The 17717-nt window shown below is 37.7% G+C and carries 19 protein-coding genes; 14 read left to right on the top strand and 5 right to left on the bottom strand.

Annotated elements, in window-relative coordinates:
* Positions 1 to 4 precede the first annotated feature (4 nt).
* The 4 genes from JW962_01510 to JW962_01495 are packed head-to-tail and all read left to right on the top strand — an operon-like array spanning position 5 to position 4267.
* Positions 5 to 589, top strand: coding sequence for a LemA family protein (locus JW962_01510; GenBank protein MBN1373996.1), 585 nt, complete (start codon positions 5 to 7; stop codon positions 587 to 589).
* 5 nt (positions 590 to 594) lie between these two features.
* Complete coding sequence (locus JW962_01505; protein MBN1373995.1) at positions 595 to 1197, top strand: hypothetical protein; 603 nt, start codon at positions 595 to 597, stop codon at positions 1195 to 1197.
* Positions 1187 to 3016 carry a DUF2207 domain-containing protein gene (locus tag JW962_01500; protein MBN1373994.1) on the top strand — a complete coding sequence of 610 codons (1830 nt, stop codon included), beginning with the start codon at positions 1187 to 1189 and terminating at the stop codon, positions 3014 to 3016. Before JW962_01505 ends, JW962_01500 begins: the two co-directional genes overlap by 11 nt.
* Before the next feature lie 27 nt (positions 3017 to 3043).
* Positions 3044 to 4267: a hypothetical protein gene (locus JW962_01495; GenBank protein MBN1373993.1), complete on the top strand. Its 1224-nt coding sequence runs from the start codon at positions 3044 to 3046 to the stop codon at positions 4265 to 4267.
* Here JW962_01495 and JW962_01490 read toward each other — a convergent pair.
* The 3 genes from JW962_01490 to JW962_01480 form a co-directional block, all read right to left on the bottom strand.
* Positions 4238 to 5233 (bottom strand): hypothetical protein, encoded by a 996-nt coding sequence (locus tag JW962_01490; protein MBN1373992.1) that lies wholly within the window; start codon positions 5231 to 5233, stop codon positions 4238 to 4240. The two genes, JW962_01495 and JW962_01490, sit on opposite strands and share 30 nt — an antisense overlap.
* Complete coding sequence (locus JW962_01485; GenBank protein ID MBN1373991.1) at positions 5217 to 6296, bottom strand: hypothetical protein; 1080 nt, start codon at positions 6294 to 6296, stop codon at positions 5217 to 5219. The genes JW962_01490 and JW962_01485 overlap by 17 nt, the downstream gene beginning before the upstream one ends.
* 115 nt (positions 6297 to 6411) lie before the next feature.
* Positions 6412 to 7536, bottom strand: coding sequence for a hypothetical protein (locus tag JW962_01480; protein MBN1373990.1), 1125 nt, complete (start codon positions 7534 to 7536; stop codon positions 6412 to 6414).
* A 252-nt stretch (positions 7537 to 7788) separates the two neighbouring features.
* On the opposite strand from JW962_01480, the gene dnaX reads away from it, so the two are divergent.
* From dnaX to JW962_01430, 10 genes are all read left to right on the top strand, one after another.
* Complete coding sequence (dnaX, locus tag JW962_01475) at positions 7789 to 9396, top strand: DNA polymerase III subunit gamma/tau (protein MBN1373989.1); 1608 nt, start codon at positions 7789 to 7791, stop codon at positions 9394 to 9396.
* A 71-nt stretch (positions 9397 to 9467) separates the two neighbouring features.
* Positions 9468 to 9770, top strand: coding sequence for a YbaB/EbfC family nucleoid-associated protein (locus JW962_01470; GenBank protein MBN1373988.1), 303 nt, complete (start codon positions 9468 to 9470; stop codon positions 9768 to 9770).
* Positions 9771 to 9773: 3 nt separating this feature from the next.
* Entirely contained in the window at positions 9774 to 10388 is a 615-nt protein-coding gene (gene recR, locus JW962_01465) for a recombination protein RecR (GenBank protein ID MBN1373987.1), read from the top strand.
* A 15-nt stretch (positions 10389 to 10403) separates the two neighbouring features.
* Entirely contained in the window at positions 10404 to 11273 is an 870-nt protein-coding gene (gene rnhC / locus JW962_01460; protein ID MBN1373986.1) for a ribonuclease HIII, read from the top strand.
* A gap of 117 nt (positions 11274 to 11390) precedes the next feature.
* Complete coding sequence (gene rpsB / locus JW962_01455; protein MBN1373985.1) at positions 11391 to 12497, top strand: 30S ribosomal protein S2; 1107 nt, start codon at positions 11391 to 11393, stop codon at positions 12495 to 12497.
* Positions 12498 to 12520: 23 nt separating this feature from the next.
* Positions 12521 to 13237 carry an elongation factor Ts gene (gene tsf / locus JW962_01450; protein ID MBN1373984.1) on the top strand — a complete coding sequence of 239 codons (717 nt, stop codon included), beginning with the start codon at positions 12521 to 12523 and terminating at the stop codon, positions 13235 to 13237.
* The gene (gene frr, locus JW962_01445) at positions 13219 to 13785 is read left to right on the top strand and encodes a ribosome recycling factor (GenBank protein MBN1373983.1); all 567 of its coding nucleotides are present in this window, start codon (positions 13219 to 13221) and stop codon (positions 13783 to 13785) included. Before tsf ends, frr begins: the two co-directional genes overlap by 19 nt.
* Before the next feature lies 1 nt (position 13786).
* Entirely contained in the window at positions 13787 to 14926 is a 1140-nt protein-coding gene (locus JW962_01440; protein MBN1373982.1) for a site-2 protease family protein, read from the top strand.
* 45 nt (positions 14927 to 14971) lie between these two features.
* Positions 14972 to 15187 carry a hypothetical protein gene (locus tag JW962_01435; GenBank protein ID MBN1373981.1) on the top strand — a complete coding sequence of 72 codons (216 nt, stop codon included), beginning with the start codon at positions 14972 to 14974 and terminating at the stop codon, positions 15185 to 15187.
* Positions 15188 to 15273: 86 nt separating this feature from the next.
* Positions 15274 to 15849, top strand: a complete 576-nt coding sequence (locus tag JW962_01430; protein ID MBN1373980.1) for an aminoacyl-tRNA hydrolase — start codon at positions 15274 to 15276, stop codon at positions 15847 to 15849.
* Here the strand turns inward: JW962_01430 and JW962_01425 are convergent.
* Positions 15846 to 17081, bottom strand: a complete 1236-nt coding sequence (locus tag JW962_01425) for a metal-dependent hydrolase (GenBank protein MBN1373979.1) — start codon at positions 17079 to 17081, stop codon at positions 15846 to 15848. The genes JW962_01430 and JW962_01425 overlap by 4 nt on opposite strands.
* Positions 17082 to 17102: 21 nt before the next feature.
* Complete coding sequence (locus JW962_01420; GenBank protein MBN1373978.1) at positions 17103 to 17510, bottom strand: MscL family protein; 408 nt, start codon at positions 17508 to 17510, stop codon at positions 17103 to 17105.
* Positions 17511 to 17717: the final 207 nt, after the last annotated feature.

Here is a 17717-nt window from a genome sequence, read left to right as displayed (position 1 = left end):
AAAGATGTCAGCATTAACATTACCCGTTATTCTGTTAATCGGGTGTTTGGGCATTGGCGGTGTCCTTATTGTCGGAATCATTGCCTGGGGAATTGGGCTTTACAATGGACTAGTTAAGAAAAGGCTTTTAGTAGATGAGGCTCAGTCGGATATTGAGACCTTCCTCAAAAAGCGATATGACATGATTCCAAACCTTGTTGAAATTGTTAAAGGTTATGCAAAACATGAAAAAGAAACTCTTGAGAATGTTGTAAAGTTTAGGAATGCAGCGATGAATGCATCCAACTTTGACGAGAAAATCAAGGCTGAGAATCAACTTACAAACACATTAAAAACACTTTTTGCAGTGGCCGAAAATTATCCTGATCTTAAAGCTAATCAAGGCTTTCTTGATCTCCAGAACAAGCTTTCTCTTTTAGAGGAAGATATCCAAAAGTCCAGAAGATTCTATAACGGATCCGTTAAAGAATATAACGAAGGTCTTTCAGTTTTTCCTGCAAATTTAGTTGCAGGAATGCTTGGATTTAAGCCAAGAGCATTTTTCGAAGCTTCAGAAGAGGAAAAGGAAAATGTTAAAATTAGTTTCTAGAATAAATGAGCAAATTTACTGCACTTATTAATCGGATTCAGGCAAGTCGTGTGTCTGTTATTTTCATACTTGCGGGTCAGATTATTATGATTCTTGTAATGATTGTTAGTGCAATGCAACTTGAAGGACTGTTCAAGGCAATTGTTGTACTTGATACTCGGTTGGTTACACTCGAGGATAAGGTTAATATTTCCGGAAGCGATGAAAATCTTTTGCAGCGAATTACTACACTTGAATCTATTTCGAATAAGCTTGCAAGCGACGTTTCAGTATTAAAAGGTACCGAGAATATGTCTCGAAGTATTATTGATGGGCATTTTGTTACCGAATCAGGAGTTGTTTATTTGATTATTGATAAGTTTCACGAAGAGAATTTTCACGCATGGCTTGAAACTGTTTCCGGCGTAAACAATTCTAACCGACTTCCAATTGGCTGTTTAGAGGAAGGCGAGTTTGATACTAGTGTTCTCATAGATGAAACCGTTGAAAATTTCGTCTTAACCGGAACCACTACACAAAAAAGACTTGTAATTTTATATCCATATCTACCCAATATGGAAGCGGGTTCTTGTGTTAATAGCGTAATAGGAGCTGTATATGTTTGGTAGAATTAAACAAATTTTGGGTTTCATTACTATTTTTGTGGTAGGTTTTGTATCGGTATTTTATTCATTTGTAAGTACAACCAGTGCTTTTTCTGACGGTAATAACGAAATAATAATTATTGCGGGAGAGGAATACGATCTTTCCGATTATAACGATGTAACTTTTCTTTATGACGAGAACGAAATTACGTTCATAGGGGATGGCAAATTCACTGTTTCCCGTGATGTCTATGTCTATTTTCCGGTACATAGGCATGGAATATTTTTCCATCTTCCATACAGGTATAATACAGATTGGGGAATAACAAAGAACGTAGCAATAAAATTCCAAAATGTTTGTTACCAGGAGTTTGGCAGAGATAATGCAAAGTCGTTCTGTACAAACTATACTCTTAAGAAAACATATAACGAGTTTCAAATAAAAATTGGTGACCCGGATGTCCTCATTGATGGTGTCTACAAATATCATCTTGACTACGTAGTGACTCATGCAGTCAAACAGTTCAAAGATACCGATGAGCTTTATTGGAACGTTATTGGTACCGGAGCCGAAAATGCAACGATAAACTCAAAAACAGTAATTAAACACCACGAAAACGAAAAACCGTTAAAATACTCTTGTTATACAGGTGCATACGGTTCTGATCGAACTGACTGTGATATGAATGTATCTAAAACAGGTGAACTTACGGTTTACCTCACAAGATCACTTACCCCGTTTGAGGGATATGCCATTGTAGTTGCTTATCCCAAAGATTCACTTGGCAAACCCGGTATTTTTGACTTCTTCTGGAATTTCATATTACCCAACTTGGGATTTTGTATGCCTATTCCAATTTTTGTTCTAATGTTTGTTGTCTGGTTGCTTTGGGGGAAGGACTTAAAACCTACAAACGTGATTCCCCAGTATAGACCAACCGATGGTATGACGCCAATGATTGCTGCTTTTATATCCAAAATGAGTCTAAATAATAAGGATGTCTCGGCAACAATAATAGATTTAGCAATACGAGGTTTTGTCAAAATAGAGCAGGTTGCCAAGCGAGAGTACAAATTCCATAACCTAAAGTCCGCAAAAGATTGGGAAGTACTTTTTACGTACGAGCAGAAAATACTAAAGGGTTTGTTTGGAAATGACGGTGAAAAGCTCGAAATTTCCGACAAAGATCTAACTGACAAGTTTTATCTTAGTGTTAATTCTGCCAAATCGGAAGTAGCCCAAACAACTGTTAATAATAAATACTTTATTGGTAATCCTATTAGCCGAGTTGTAATGTTTATAGTCTTGGGGCTTATGTTTGTAGGATTTTGCTGGGTTGTATTTACAGTAATTACAGGGGGAACATCTTACGTAATTGGTGGCATTATTTCCGGAATTATTATAATTATATTCGGACTATTTATGGGAAAACGAACGAAACTTGGTACAGAGAAGTACGGTGAGGCATTGGGGCTTAAAATGTATATAAATATAGCTGAAAAAGAACGAATTAAGTTTCACGACAAAATCGACGAGAAAGAAAAAATAAAAATTTTTGAGACATTACTTCCATATGCAATGGTATTTGGGCTCGAGAATAAGTGGGCCGAAGAGTTCGAGGATATATACAGAGAACCACCCGAATGGTATTCCACATACGATCGTGTTGGCTTTAACTCATACTACTTAATGAGTTCACTTTCGAGTATGAATAGTAGAATGGTTAGTGTTGCTTACGGTGCTCCAAATACGCAAGGTTCTCATGCTGCATCAGGTAGAAGCGGATTTAGCGGCGGATTTAGCGGCGGCGGTTTTGGTGGTGGAAGCAGTGGATCTTGGTAAATAATAGATTTCAATTGTCTAAAACAGATGAACAAATTCCTTAAAACGAGTACAAAATTAATTGCGGTTGGAGCCTTCGTTGTTATGCTTTGGGTAAATCTGCCGTTGGGTTTTGTATTTGCGGATGATCTTTATTCTGATGATCCCGGATCTACCTACAAAATAGAAGGCATAACGGTTGGAACTGCGGGCGGTGTGGATCAGCATAGTGAAGGTTTAGAGGATTATCGAGTAATGATTGCAATAGGTGACAATCTAAATTCCGAAAAGCTCTCAAGTTCTTCATATAAACTTGGGTTTGGTTCAATGTATGTGTGGACTGCAAATGTACCAACGATTGATTGTTTTGAGACTGATACTACCGGTGGAACAACAACTTGTACACATACTTCGGTGTCTTCAAACGGGATGCTTGGGGTTTGTGGAAATGGTGGGTGTTATGACAGGGCACATTTCGAGCTTAATGCCCAAAATAATGCAACAGATACGCTTTACGCAGTACAAATATCTACAGATGTTAATTGGGGGTCTTATATGTATGTTGATGGATCTACATATACTTTAAAATCCCCCGGATCGATAACCGTAGTAAATGATTTTAAAACCCTAAATTCATGGAATAGTTTGCTTTTTAATGTAGTAGGGCTTTCTTACGGTGAAACCTATTATTTAAGGGCCGTTGCACTCGACGGTAATTATACTGAGTCTGCACCCGGACCGGCTATTAGTGCAACTACCGGATACCCGTCAATTGTATTTGATATAGACATAGGTACAAGCTCTAGTGTTGAATCAAGCCCTCCATATTTAGTTGATCTTGGAACAATATTTTACGGGAGTGTTGTGACCTCGGTTGATAAAATATGGATTGATTTGGGAACAAATATGACAGATGGAGTACAAGTGTTTGTTCGTGATCAGAATGAAGGTTTGTACAGTTCGGGTACTTCGTCTATTATCTTGTCGCTAACTACCGATTTGTCAAACAATTCCGGATATGGATTAAGAAGTTTTAGCACTGATCAGGGTGCATTGGGTCCAATTATTCCTTTATCTCCGTACGGTGGTACAGGTGACAATGTAGGTGGATTAATAAATGATATCTACTCAAGGGCGATTTACTCATCTTCTTATGAACCACTGTACAATGGAAGGGCAGGGGTAGAGGTTAAGGCTCGAATAGACGAGACAAATACGGCAGCTTCTGATTATTCAGACACTTTATTTTTTACGATTGCGGGCGAGCTTTAATCGGTATAATAAGCAAAATATCCCAATAATCCCAAGTAGCCAGAAGATAAGCTTTGTAATGTCTATATACCAGAATGATATTTCTTTTTCGGACACCAAGATTCCGTCCGTTGAGAAAAGTTTTGCCGATGAATTAATCTTAATTAACGGTAGTATTGACCCAATTACTGATTCGTGTTGCCATGTTAATTCTTCCTGCCTTGTTAGTTGTGGTAACATATAATTGAATTTATCGTTTATCACAATATCTGTGTCAAGAATTAATCTTCCTGGTGTTACAGTTAATTCAATAAATCCTCTAGGTTTTGATATTATTACCCCATTATTTTTATATTCGACAATAAACTTGTTTTTACGTTCCCAGGTAATTTGTTTTTCGGTTGTAAATGACGTGATTTGTAGACTCTCAATTCTTGATTCAGCTGAGTCTAAAACAGTAAGATATATGTAGGTGATGATTTTGGCGTTTACAGCTTGACCATTGGTTTGCTCAATACTAACTTGCAGTGATTCCGGGTCATTTGATTGCAATTGTTCAAAAACCACAACGGGAAAATATGTCTTTTGAAATGTATTGGGTGGCACTGATATAGTACATTTGATATTTGCCGTTTCGGTTGGGGATACAGTAATAGAGTCTGGTGTTTTTATCCAGGATGATATTTCGGAATCTTCCAGAAGAACAAGTTCATTTGATTCAATATATCTATTAATGTCAATCTCCGCCGGGTATATTTTAAAGCTAGTTTCTAAATTTGTGTCATTTTTTATGAATAAATCAATTTCTTTTGTTGAACCTTGGATTACCTCTAAATCACTTAATGTTGGGTATAAGGTTATGGTCTCGTTAGGCTTTTCGTCAGCAAATATCGGTGCAAAATCTATGGAAAATATTAAACCGGAGATAAAAACAATAAGACCAATTATGGTTACTGTAAGTCTTATTGTTTTAAGTTCTTTTTGCATTGTTATCATTTGTAGTGGGCTTTTTGTCTTTTGAGGACTTTGCAGATATTCTACCAAGTTTGAAAAGTCCAAAGAGAATAAGACCGATAAGTAAAATTATTCCAATTATCATGAGTATTAACCTTATTGGTATAACATAAAATGTTATGGTAGAGGTTGTAAAGCTTTTAATCTCATCAGTTATGCCTTTATCCCAGATTACATTAAGCTGTGCATAGTATTTACCAAATCTAAAGTCTTTAAATTTTGACCAGTCCAATTGAGTATTGCCGGAGTCGTCAATTACGATAAATGAGTCGTCCCAGGTGTTTGTAAAATATCGACCACCGCTCATAAATACTACTTTGTTTCCGGGGTTTAGGTCAAGGGTAATTGGATTTTTAAAATCAGGGTCTTTTGAGATAAATATTTGACCGGTTACAACAACGTGTTGATTTCCATCGTTAACTAAATGGGTTATGAAGTTGGCCGGGAGATATTCGAAAACTTCAATTTGTGAATTGTCTTTGAAGAAGGATTTCATTAATCGTGTATAAAAATTGTGATTTGGATTTTCTACACGAAAGGAGTTTATTAAGATATTACGAAAAATCTCCTCAGATTCGCCCGTATAATTTAGTGCAATAGGGATTGCTATTTCTTCGTATCCACCAAGCATGGTGTCATCTGATAATTGTGGTGAACTTGGTGTAACTGCAAGTTCCAGATAATATCCGGTTGGATTTGAATCAATTGGAAGTGTTATTTGTACTGTTACCAAGACGCTTTCCCCAATTTCAAGATAAAATTCTTTGGGTGAGATTGCTATGTATCCATCGGACTCTAGCTTTGCAGGTGTAACTTCGGTTCCTTCCGGAACATAAGGATTGCCATTAGTATCAATACTGATCTGTCGACTTTCCATTCTAAATGACTGTGGATACGAGAGATGATTTGTAATCTTGAATTCTTGCACCTTTGTCTGACCGGGTGATAAATCTTCAAGTATATGAGTTGGACTTGCCACAATACCTTGTTCATTTACCGGGGTACCTGAGGCAAAAACGGGAAATCCTCGCCCCATGACTGGGGCGAGGATTATAGCTATCAGAGTAAACGTCGAAAGCAACTTCTTCATGTTGGTAGGCAAAAAAATAAATTTCTATGCTAAGTCTACCAAGCACTACTTTCTATGTCAATTATAAGTCTGCTTTACAAGTAAAGATCAAGACCTCGGCATAGTCAGTTGCTGCGACAGTATCTTCTGCAGCCGTTGCGTTCACATTGTAATGAGCAACAACCTGTGAACATTCGGCTCCACCACTGTTTCCAATTGGTGTTCCGTAGATTGCTGTTGTAAGTGGTCCAACGTCAGTTGTTACTGTTCCACCATTGAATGTAGCGTCCGGACTAAAGGCACCGGTTCCTGCTGAACTTGTTCCGTTAAAGTAAATACCAAAACAAGGTGTTGTAGCAGAACAACTAGTTGTTGTAGCAGAAATTGTTCTTTCTGCATCCGAACCGTCTAGTAAGTCGGTTGCCGTGGTTGAATATAAACCGTTATTGGCAGCATCACTTCTGTAGTACCAAACCATTCCCTGGGCTGCATTGGTTGATCCCTGGATTTGAATTTCGTCGGCACCACCGGATGTTGTTACAGTACCGTAAGTAAGGGTACCAAGATTAATGTCGTTATCTGTTCCGGCTGTTGTAGTTACGCTGCATCGTACAAATGAACCTACTTCTGCAGTAATATGAACCTCGTCGCCGGGGTTTCCGCCAACGTCATCGACAATAGGAAGAATCATAACTCCGGAGTCTTGAACAACCGTAGAAGCAATTGTTTCAACACCGACACTATAGTTTCCTGCTGTTGCAGGATTGTCAATACCGGCTGTAATTATAAAACAGTAGGTTTGACCAACAGTCAGGTCGCCTGAGGCGAAGGATACAGCCTGTCCGGATACACCTGTTGCGGCAGATCCGATTCCTGGCCATGCATTAGTACAAGCTGAGTCCCAGCTTGTAATATCCGTTGTTGACACCGTAACATTTGAAGCCGTTGTGTCAACTGTAAATCCGGTACCAAAAGTAACTCTCACTGAGTCCTCTGTCGCTGTCGTTACTGCGTCTGCTTTTATCAAAAAGTTTACGTCCGTTTGACTTACGGCAATTCTCGAGGGTCTAATTGAGAATACTGTAAACGGCGCAGCTTCAACTGGGCGGATAAACAGTTGTGCAAGGGTTATAGTTGCAAGAGTGCCAACTATAAGAAACACAAAGCCTTTCATAAGGCGATTGTGCCTCTTAGCAAGTTTGAACATATATTGTAAGGCAGTTAATTAAGATATTACCATCAGCCTATCATTATACACGGTAATTGTCAATACTTTTCGGGTAAATCTTAACATAGAACATGATATTGACCGCGACATTTGTTCACCGTAGGTGTACGTCACGGGTGATTAATAGGCTAAATCCCTTATTGGATAAGTTGTTGGGTATTAAGATCTCTTTGCATTTGACAATCTTGTACTTACCGCACATAATAAGCTGTTTAGCTTATGCCATAACTCATGTCTGTACTTTACCGAAAATATAGATCTCAAACCTTCGATGAGCTCATTGGTCAGGAACATATTTCCGAGCTTTTAAAAACTGCAATTATCAATAATAAGATATCCCATGCATACCTTTTGGTGGGACCCCGTGGACTGGGTAAAACTTCAACTGCTAGAATTTTAGCCAAAGCATTAAATTGTACCGACCTGGGTAAAGACGGCAATCCTTGCAACAAATGTACAAATTGCTTGGCTGTAAATGCAGGAAATTTTTATGACCTTGTCGAGATTGATGCTGCATCAAACAGGGGCATTGATCAGATCCGTCAACTTAAGGAGCGAGTTTCGTATCAGCCAACACAGGGTAAATACAAAATATACATTATCGATGAGGTTCATATGCTTACAAATGAGGCATTTAACGCACTTCTAAAAACATTGGAAGAGCCACCGGCTCATGTAATCTTTGTGTTGGCGACTACCGAGGTTTATAAGCTCCCGCCAACGATTCTTTCACGATGTCAGCGATATGACTTCCATCTTGGTTCCGATGAACAGCTTAACTCATTAATTGAAGCAGTTATAAAAAGTGAAACTCGTGAAATAGATCCTTCTGGAATTTCACTAATTGTGAACAGTGCAAAAGGTAGTTATCGTGATGCGCTTTCGTTGCTCGATGTAGTCTTGACAGGCTCTTCGGTCGACATTATTTCTGAGGATTTTGTTAGGAGATCTCTAGGTTTGCCCGACGATACAATGGTATATTATTTCTTAGAAAATATTTTTAACGGAAAGTACCAAAAAGCAATTGACATGTTAACCGAGGTTTATGGAAAAGGTGTTAGTCTAAGCCAATTTGCTTATGCCGTTGTAGGTGTACTTAAAGATGTAATTGTCAAGTTAACAATAAATCCTGCATACGATGGCGGTGAATATAAATTCCTTGTAAAACTCTCGGACATTGATCTACTTAGGGTCATAAAGCTTTTTATTGAGGCCGAACGTGAACTTAGAAATACACCCATTCCTACGTTGCCACTTGAACTTGTAATTGCAGAGCTTGCACAAATGATTGAGAAAACATCCGAAAGTGTCAAAGAAGACATCGAAGAGAATGTCAACCGGGAATCCAATATCAAGGAAGAAAAAACAAAGTCCGTCAACAAGGCTAATGACAATACCGAGGTAAAAAATCCTGAAAAGGTATTAAGTCAAGCAGAACCCGAAGGAAAAATAGAAGGGGTTGACCTTCCCGTCAAAAAGATTGAGGCGAAATGGTCTGAGGTCGTTGAAAATGTTAAAAGTTACAACGGTCATTTGTATGCGTTCCTAAAGCAGGCAACAATAAAGGGTCTAAAAGACAATGTATTAAAACTTCAGGTTGCGTTTGCTTTCCATAAAGAGCGTATTACCTCGGCTCAAAGCAAGGATGCAATTCAAAATGCATTTGAGCAGGTGTTTAAGATAAGACCTCAGATTTGGTGCACAATTTTAGCTCAAACAGTTGCAAAGCCTTCGTCAGATCATGAAACAAATAATGAGGACAATCCGGAAATTACACAAGCTGTCTCTGCCAATGATATCGTTTCGGAAGTTGAAGACATTTTTAAAGATGTCATATAAATTACAATCCTTCTTGACATTTAGCGCTTTGCATGTGAGAATCATCCTACAGTAAATTTACATATCCTTCAATGAATGTCTTTAGTAATGTCTCTGATCTTATGAAGCTTCGAAAAGAAGCTAAAACCATGCAAAAGAAAATGCAGGAACAAAAACTTGTTGGCGAATCAAAAAACAGAATGATAAAATTTTATATGAATGCAGCCCAGGAGCTTGAAGACGTGTTTATAAATGACGAATGGCTGTCAAAAACCAGTGCAGATGATGTTAAAAAGTGCATAAAAGAGGCCTTTAGGGATTACACTAAAAAGCTTCAAAAAACAATGGCAAGCTCATTTGATATGGATCAGCTTAAGGGAATGATGGGGATGTAATCAATGAGTATCGATGTAATTAGAAAAACAGTAGAACAATTAAAACGACTTCCCGGTGTTGGTGAAAAAACGGCTGAACGTTTCGCGTATTTTTATCTTAGGGCCCCTAAAGAAGAGGCAATAAGGCTTGCTGAGTACCTTAAGGAAATGGTTAACAATACTGTAACCTGTAAGATTTGCTTTAATAAGGCTTCGTCTGATCCTTGTTCAATATGTGCAAGTACGTCAAGAGATAAAACACTTCTTTGTGTAGTTGAAAATTATCTCGATGTCTTAGCAATAGAAAAGACCGGAATTTATAATGGTTACTACTTTGTTTTGGGTGGAATTATTGATCCTGCAAACGGGGTAGGTCCCGATGAACTTTTATTTGATGAGCTTGCTAAACGCATTGAAAAAGCAGTTATGACTGCCAATAGTGTTGAGATTATCTTTGCGTTTACCCCATCATTAAACGGTGAGGCAACAATAAACTACGCCCTTAAAGAGATTTCTAAAAAACAAATAAAGGGATATTCCGTGTCAAAACTAGCACAGGGACTTCCTACCGGGGCCGATCTACAATATGCAGACAGTAATACGATCCAGAAGGCGCTTTTAAATAGAATGGATGTGTAAGTTAACAAAATGGCAATGGTAAAAAGTATAAAACTGAATAGAGTTGAATGGGAAATTATAGAAGATAAACTTGATACCCTTGCATCGGTTGATGTCAAAAGTATTCCGTTCGGAGTGTCATATAAATTGACTAAAGGTTCTGTAACCCTTGTTCTTAATGTTTATATAAAAGGCGATACATATTCAGTTGTTATTCAAGGTAAAGAATCAGATCTACAAAGTAAATTAAACCAATTATTAGAAACAGAAATAAAGGCATCGGGGCTTAATAAGATAGGGGTTGATGAATCGGGGAAAGGTGATCTGTTCGGACCTTTGGTTGTAGGTGGTGTTTATGCGGGGTCCAATGATATTGGCAAACTTGTATCTATGGGTGTTAAAGACTCGAAGGCTCTTTCCGATAAAAAGATACTTCAACTTTCATTGGAAATCCAAACAATTTGTATTGTTGATACGGTTGCTATTGGGCCATCCACATACAATCGGCTATATAATAAGCTACAAAATGTGAACAAGATTCTGGCTTGGGGACATTCCCGAGTCATTGAAAATCTGCTAGGTAACAAGGCTGTTAACTGTGACCAAATAGTAATTGACCAATTTGCAAAACATAAGAGTAGGGTAAACAATGTACTTATGGAGCGTGGACGAAAAGTTGAAATTATCCAAAAACATAAGGGGGAGTCAGATGTTGTGGTTGCCGCTGCATCAATAGTGGCGAGGGCTGAGTTTGTAAGAAAAATTGATGCACTATCTGAAAAATACGGATTAACATTTCCCAAAGGGGTATCTGCGGCAGTAAAAGAAGTACGTAAGCAATTTATAAAAAAGTTTGGAGCGGAAAAGTTGTCCGAGGTTGCAAAGCTACATTTTAATCTTAAGTAGGACTTTCTTGATTTTCCGTATATATTTTGTTATTATCTCTCAATTTATTTAAAAAGCAACCCGCTTTTTTACTCCTTGTGTTGGTTTTAAGCGGGCGAAGCAGAAAGGAGTTTTATCATGGATAAACCAAATGTTACAGTTCCTCAAGTTCAAGAGCTTTTCAAGGCTGGATTTCACTTTGGTCATACAACGGCAAAGTGGCATCCCGGCATGAAAAAGTATATTTACACAACAAAAAAGGGAATTCATATAATTGATCTTTCCAAAACACACGAATGTCTAACTGAACTTATTGACATGTTGTTTGATTGCTCAAAAAAAGGAAGCATATTAATTGTTGGAACCAAAAAACAGGCAGCAGGCGTGGTCAAGGAAGTTGCCTCTCAAAATGGCATGTTTTACGTCTCAAACAGATGGCCGGGCGGACTTTTAACAAACTTTTCGACTGTGCGAAAATGCATAAAAGACGCCTTGAAACTTGAAGAAGACATTGCATCGGGAATGCTTGATCGAACTAAAAAAGAGATCTTAGAAATGAAAAAAGAACTTTCTCGAAAGAAATTTCTTTATGAGGGAGTAAGTCTAATGACGGAAAAACCCGAATGTATAATTATTATTGATGGAAAAATCGAGAAAAGCGCATTAAGGGAAGCTACAAATCTTGGAATTAAAACGATAGGACTTGTGGACACAAACACGAATCCATCAAAATTTGATTTTGTTATCCCGGGTAATGACGATGCCACAAAATCTGTAACACTGTTTCTTAATTTTGTTGCTGAAATTGTAAAAAACAGTCCTACAGCTCGCGATATTCAAGCAAGACGGTCCGTGAGAGCTGACGAAATTGCCAAACTTACAGCTAAAGGCGACGAACTAAAAGAAGAGCAAAGGAAGCAGCGTGAACTCGAAGCCGAAAAAATCAGACGGATAAAAGAAGGTACAGCTCCTAAAATTACTGCGGTCGTAACATCTGAATCTTTAAAACCAAGTAAGACACCCAAGAAGGCTGTTACTACAACACGTGTTGTAAAAAAGGTTGAAAAGAAAGCAAAGGGAATTGATGAAGTTGGACTTACCAAGCGTGAAGTTGAGATCTTGTCTTCGGGTGGTGTGAAAACAATTGACGACATAAAAAAGCGTGGTAAAACAGGACTTTTAGAAATAACCGGAATTGGACCTAAAACTGTGGATAAGATTCTTAAAAAGGTTGAAAATTTTTAATTTTAAATTTATAGTTGAACATAATGGTAGTAACGATTGATCAAATAAAGGCACTTCGAGCTAAGACAGGGGCAGGACTTGGTATATGTAAGGAAGCCTTGGTAGCGGAAAAGGGAGACGAATCAAAAGCAATTGAATACGTTAATAAACGAAGTGATGTAATTGTAAGACTTTTTAATGCTACAGGCGCAAAATTAGCACTTTGTAAGGTTGCCTTTAAAGATGCAGATAAAAATTATGAAAAGGCTTTGGCAATTATTGAGGAGCGTGGTTGGGGTAAGCCGGTAGATGAATCAAAAGTTAATACTTCGTGCAGCGGAGTAATTGGCACCTATGTTCATGGAACCGATCACAAGACTGTTGCGTTGGTCGAACTTACCTGTACCACCGATTCTGTTGCTACAAATGAGCAATTTAGAGAACTTGCCCATGATATTGCAATGCAAGTTGCGGCTATGAATCCCAAATACGTTTCTTCGGAGAGTCTTCCCGAGTCCGAGAAGAAAAAGCTTATGGAAGAGTGGGCGGAAGAATTTAAGGCACAGGGTAAGCCCGAAAACGTTATAGAAGGTATTGTTAAGGGTAAATTTGACACATTCTGTAAGGAAAACTGTCTTACTGCGCAAGTTTATTTTAAGGACGATGAAAAGACAATTAGCGATATACTAAATGAAAACACCGTGAAATTCGGTGAAAAAATTGACGTAAGGAGGTTCTTGTTATGGAGATTAGGGGAATAACCGTTGAAGAAGGTCAAAAGAAAATTGATTCTGCAATAAAACATCTGGAATCAGAATTTACGGCTATAAGAAGTGGACGTATTATGCCGGGGATTCTCGATAACTTGACCATAGAGATGTATAATTCCACAATGAGTATTAATCAGCTTGGAAATGTTTCGGTTGCCGATGCAGCAACGCTTGTAATAAGAGTGTGGGATACAAGTGGAGTAAAAGCAATAGAAAAAGCAATTCGCGAGGATGATCGTGGTTTCTCAATTAGAATTGATGGAAATAACCTATATGTTTCCGCTCCGCCACTTACGGAAGAACGTCGGAAAGAATACGTGAAAACTACTAAAGAACTTGCAGAAGATACCAGGCAGCAGCTTAGGGGCTTTCGCAATAAAATGATGGACCGGGTTCGAGATCAGCTTGCCGAAAGTGAAATTAGTGAAGACGATGAAAAGCTAATTAAAGCAGATATCGAGAAATTGATAAAAACCGGACTTACAAAAATAGAGGAACTTACGAAACAAAAAGAAGCTGATTTAATGGGAGTAAAGTAAAATGGCAATTGTATGGTTTATTGTAATAGTTAGTGTTTTAATTGTTGCCCACGAACTTGGACATTTTTTGTTTGCCAGGCTTTTCAAGATAAGGGTTGAGCAGTTTGCTATTGGTTTTGGTCCCAAACTCTGGTCGAAAAAATTTGGTGAAACCGAGTTTATGCTGAATCTTATCCCACTTGGAGGATACGTTAGTATTTACGGTCAGGATGAACCCCAAAAGGGTAAAGATAGCTTTAGTGCAAAACCGGTTTGGCAAAGATTCCTGGTTGTTGCCGGAGGGGCAATTTTCAACTTTCTTTTAACAGGCTTGCTTTTTTATATTGTACTTTTTAGAAGTGGATTTTCAGAAAGTTTTGATTTTTCATTTTTAGGAACGGAAAAAGGATTTTTGTTTGGAACACAAGAGATTACGTCGGAACGGGGACTTGTTTATAGTGGCTTAACTGAAGAATATCCCGCAGAAGCTGTTGGCATGATAGATCAGGGAATAGTTGTTTCAATTGACGGAATAACATTTAATAATGGAGATGAGCTTGCCGAATATGTTAATGCAAGACCTAACCAGATGGTTTCTGTTAAAGTAAGTGATTTTGATGGAAATGAGTCGGAATATGAACTTACCATTAGTAACGATGGCTACATGGGAGTTCAACTTTTGGGTGTTTCGCTTATTAAGGTTTCATACAATGGACTTGACAGAATTTTCTCCGGATTTTTGCATGGAGCCAACTACCTTTCGTATCAACTTCGCATGCTTTCAAGAATAATTACCTTTGCGGTTGAATCAAAGCAGCTTAATATCCTTTCAGACGTTTTTACCGGTCCTGTAGCTGTATATCAAACGGTTGAACAGGTAAGTAAGCAACAAGACGTAATCGAAATTGTTAAATTAGCGGCATTTATAAGTCTAAACTTGTTTTTTGTAAATCTTTTACCACTACCTGCATTAGATGGCGGATATTTGCTTTTATATGTGATTGAGGCCGTATTTAAAAAGAAACTTCCGTACAAAACTCAACAAACAATAATGGCTATCGGATTTATTATTCTAATGATTGTAAGCGGACTTTTTATTATTAATGATATTATTAGGTTCTCCCAAAGACAGCAAATGTTTGAAATAGAGGCGGAGCTTTAGTATAATTAAGCTCAAAATAATTGGATTTAATTTTAATTACACGTCATGGCGATTGTCGTAAAAAGTAACAAGGCATTGGATGCTGCACTTAGTCTTTTACAAAAGGATGTAAGTAGAGAGCGCACTCTCGAAATCTATCATAAACAGATGTATCATACTCCGGAGTCTGTTAAGAAACACGAAATTGAAAAGATTTGGGCCAAGGGTAAGCGCAGAAGAAGGTCAGCTGCCAAAAAGCAAAGGAACAGAGGTCACTTATAGTCTGTTCAGAATTTTTTAGAAACTTTTCTTTCCAGCAATAGACAATTTTGGTATGATTTAGGTATTGTTTAGTTTAGTAATCTGTAATGAAACTTTTTGTAGGCTTAGGAAATCCCGGCGAAAAATACAAAAATACCAGACATAATGCGGGGTTTATGTGGGTTGATAGGTTATACAATATACTTCTAAAAACCAATATATATTCAATAAGTCCTTGGACACATAAAAGTAAGTTCGATGCCGATATTTGTCTAGTAAGAAAGGAAAACACACGATCAACGGTTGAGTATATCCTTGTAAAACCAACCACCTTTATGAACCGAAGCGGGATAACGGTAAACTCACTTGTAAATATGTATCAATTGGATGTTCCGACAGAGCTTATTTTGGTCTTTGATGATCTTGATATTGAACTAGGCAAAGTTAAACTTCAACAGGGAATTGGTCCTAAAACCCATAAGGGCGTTTTGTCTGTGCGATCAATGCTGGGTTCAGATTATATGCATGTACGACTTGGTGTAGATAGTAGGATAGGTTCCGATCGAGATAAAATTTCACCGGAGGATTATGTGCTTCTACCCTTTAAACCTGATGAAAAGGAAAAGTTAGATACTGCAATTGATGGATCGATAGAGCAGCTTCGTTCGATATTGGGTTTTTAGTAAGGGACAAGTTCTGATACTTGTATTAATCTCTTTTCCAGAGTCCAACCGTCCGAAGTGGTTAATACGGTTACTTCGCTTAAGGCATTGTTGACCGAATATATAACAAAAACCTGAAGCTCTTCGGTGTATATATCCTTTGTAAAAACAATTATTCCTGTGTCAAGTTTTGTTGGCATGTTGTTGTAAGTATTTATATAGGTGTAAAGGTTTTCAACAGTATAAGTTGCAGGATAGGTATATGAATTGATTTTGGTTGGAATTCCATACCTTTCGGGATATATAATTGCGTCTTGGAGTATATCATTTTTTATTGAAAATCCTACTTCCATAAGCAGGTATGAAACGAGTGTTTCATTGTTGGGAATCAAATTAAAAAGTGTGCCATACTGCGAATATTTTGTAAGTTCTTGTGGAAGACTTAGGGTTGTCCTGTTTGCTGTAAATTCAGTGGCAATCTTAAGTTTTTCGTGATATTCGTTTGTGTATATTTCCGATATATTTAATAGTCCATTTCCATTAATATCGTTATCTTCAGTATTTTTTATTTTATCTTTATCGTAATCGGGATCATAATCAATGTTTAAAGGAGCGGGGCGATATGTCAGTATACTTAATGTGCACACGGGTATAAATATGAGCAATAAGGCCAGAATGGCTGTCACCAGGGTCGTGCGACTGCCAGCAACCGTGTTTCCACGACGTGTTCGGGTAAAAAACATTTTAACCGCAGTGACCCAAATAATCAGTTCGGCTACAATGAGTACACTTGTTAATTGTGGCAAACGGTCGTATCGGTAGGGTAGAACCGTTCCTAGTAAAGTGTAAACAGAGTTAGAAAATGGCCAGAATACGGGAATAGCACCCGATATAACGTCGGTGAAAAGATGTAAAAATACATTTATAAAAAGTACGTAAACTAGATCTTTTGCATGCTTGGGATTAATGATTAGTTTTAATTTTGTTAACTTGTCGCCCCAAAGCTTAATTGTGAAAAGCAGAATTAACCCTAAAATAATCCAAAATCCAGGGGTATGAGTAAACATATGCCTGTGCAGAAACACTGGAGTGCCTGTAAGCGGGGCAAGAAAAAAATCCCAGTCGGGACCGATTCCGGTTACTACCGCCCATACTACCCAAAATACGGTTTGAGAGTCGCTAAGCTTTAGTTTTTTCTTTTTTTTGTAGGTTTCTCCGACAAGGTATCCAAGTGCCGGGTGCGCAATAAGCATTATTAGGTTAGATCGGTTAGATTATTTTGTCTTTTTGACAGTTGCTTTTGCCTTTTTTACAACAGCTTGATTAAGTAGATCGTCATCTTTCGAGACAAATTTTGCGAATATATATATAAGCACAAGAATTATAAATAGGTTAATAGCAGCCGAGATTAATTGTCCGATTAGGAATTCACTTTCTGCAATCTTAACGGTTATTGTTTCAAATTCTCCCTTAGGAATTATAAGTTCGATTGCGGGTGTAATAATTCCGTTTACAAGGGCCGAAACAAGTTCGTTTACTGCATTTCCACTTATTATTGCAATAGAAAAGGCAATAATGGTCTTGGTGTTTTTTAGAAATTCAATAAAATCTCTTACTCCGAATCTCGGTTTTTCCTTCTCTTTGACAACTGGTGACTCTTTTTGTTTTATCTCCTGTTTCATATTTTTTAGAATTTTAAATAATCTTTCGATGTATTGTACCGTGATTTGAGCCTAAATGGTATATTTTGTTTTTGTTGGTGATTCGTAATGCTTTACTGCGCAAGCTTCCGTTGATTCCTATGTTCGAAGTGAACCCTTTATCTGTTTTATTTTTTTGTTAAAGCTTGCCACTTCTCTCATAGGTATCTTCCGGATTACTGTTTAACT

This window comes from Candidatus Dojkabacteria bacterium (genome assembly GCA_016927995.1).
GTDB lineage: Bacteria > Patescibacteriota > Dojkabacteria > JAFGLO01 > JAFGLO01 > JAFGLO01.
Note: the sequence above shows the minus strand (reverse complement) of the source record. Positions and strands in the feature narration are given on the sequence as shown.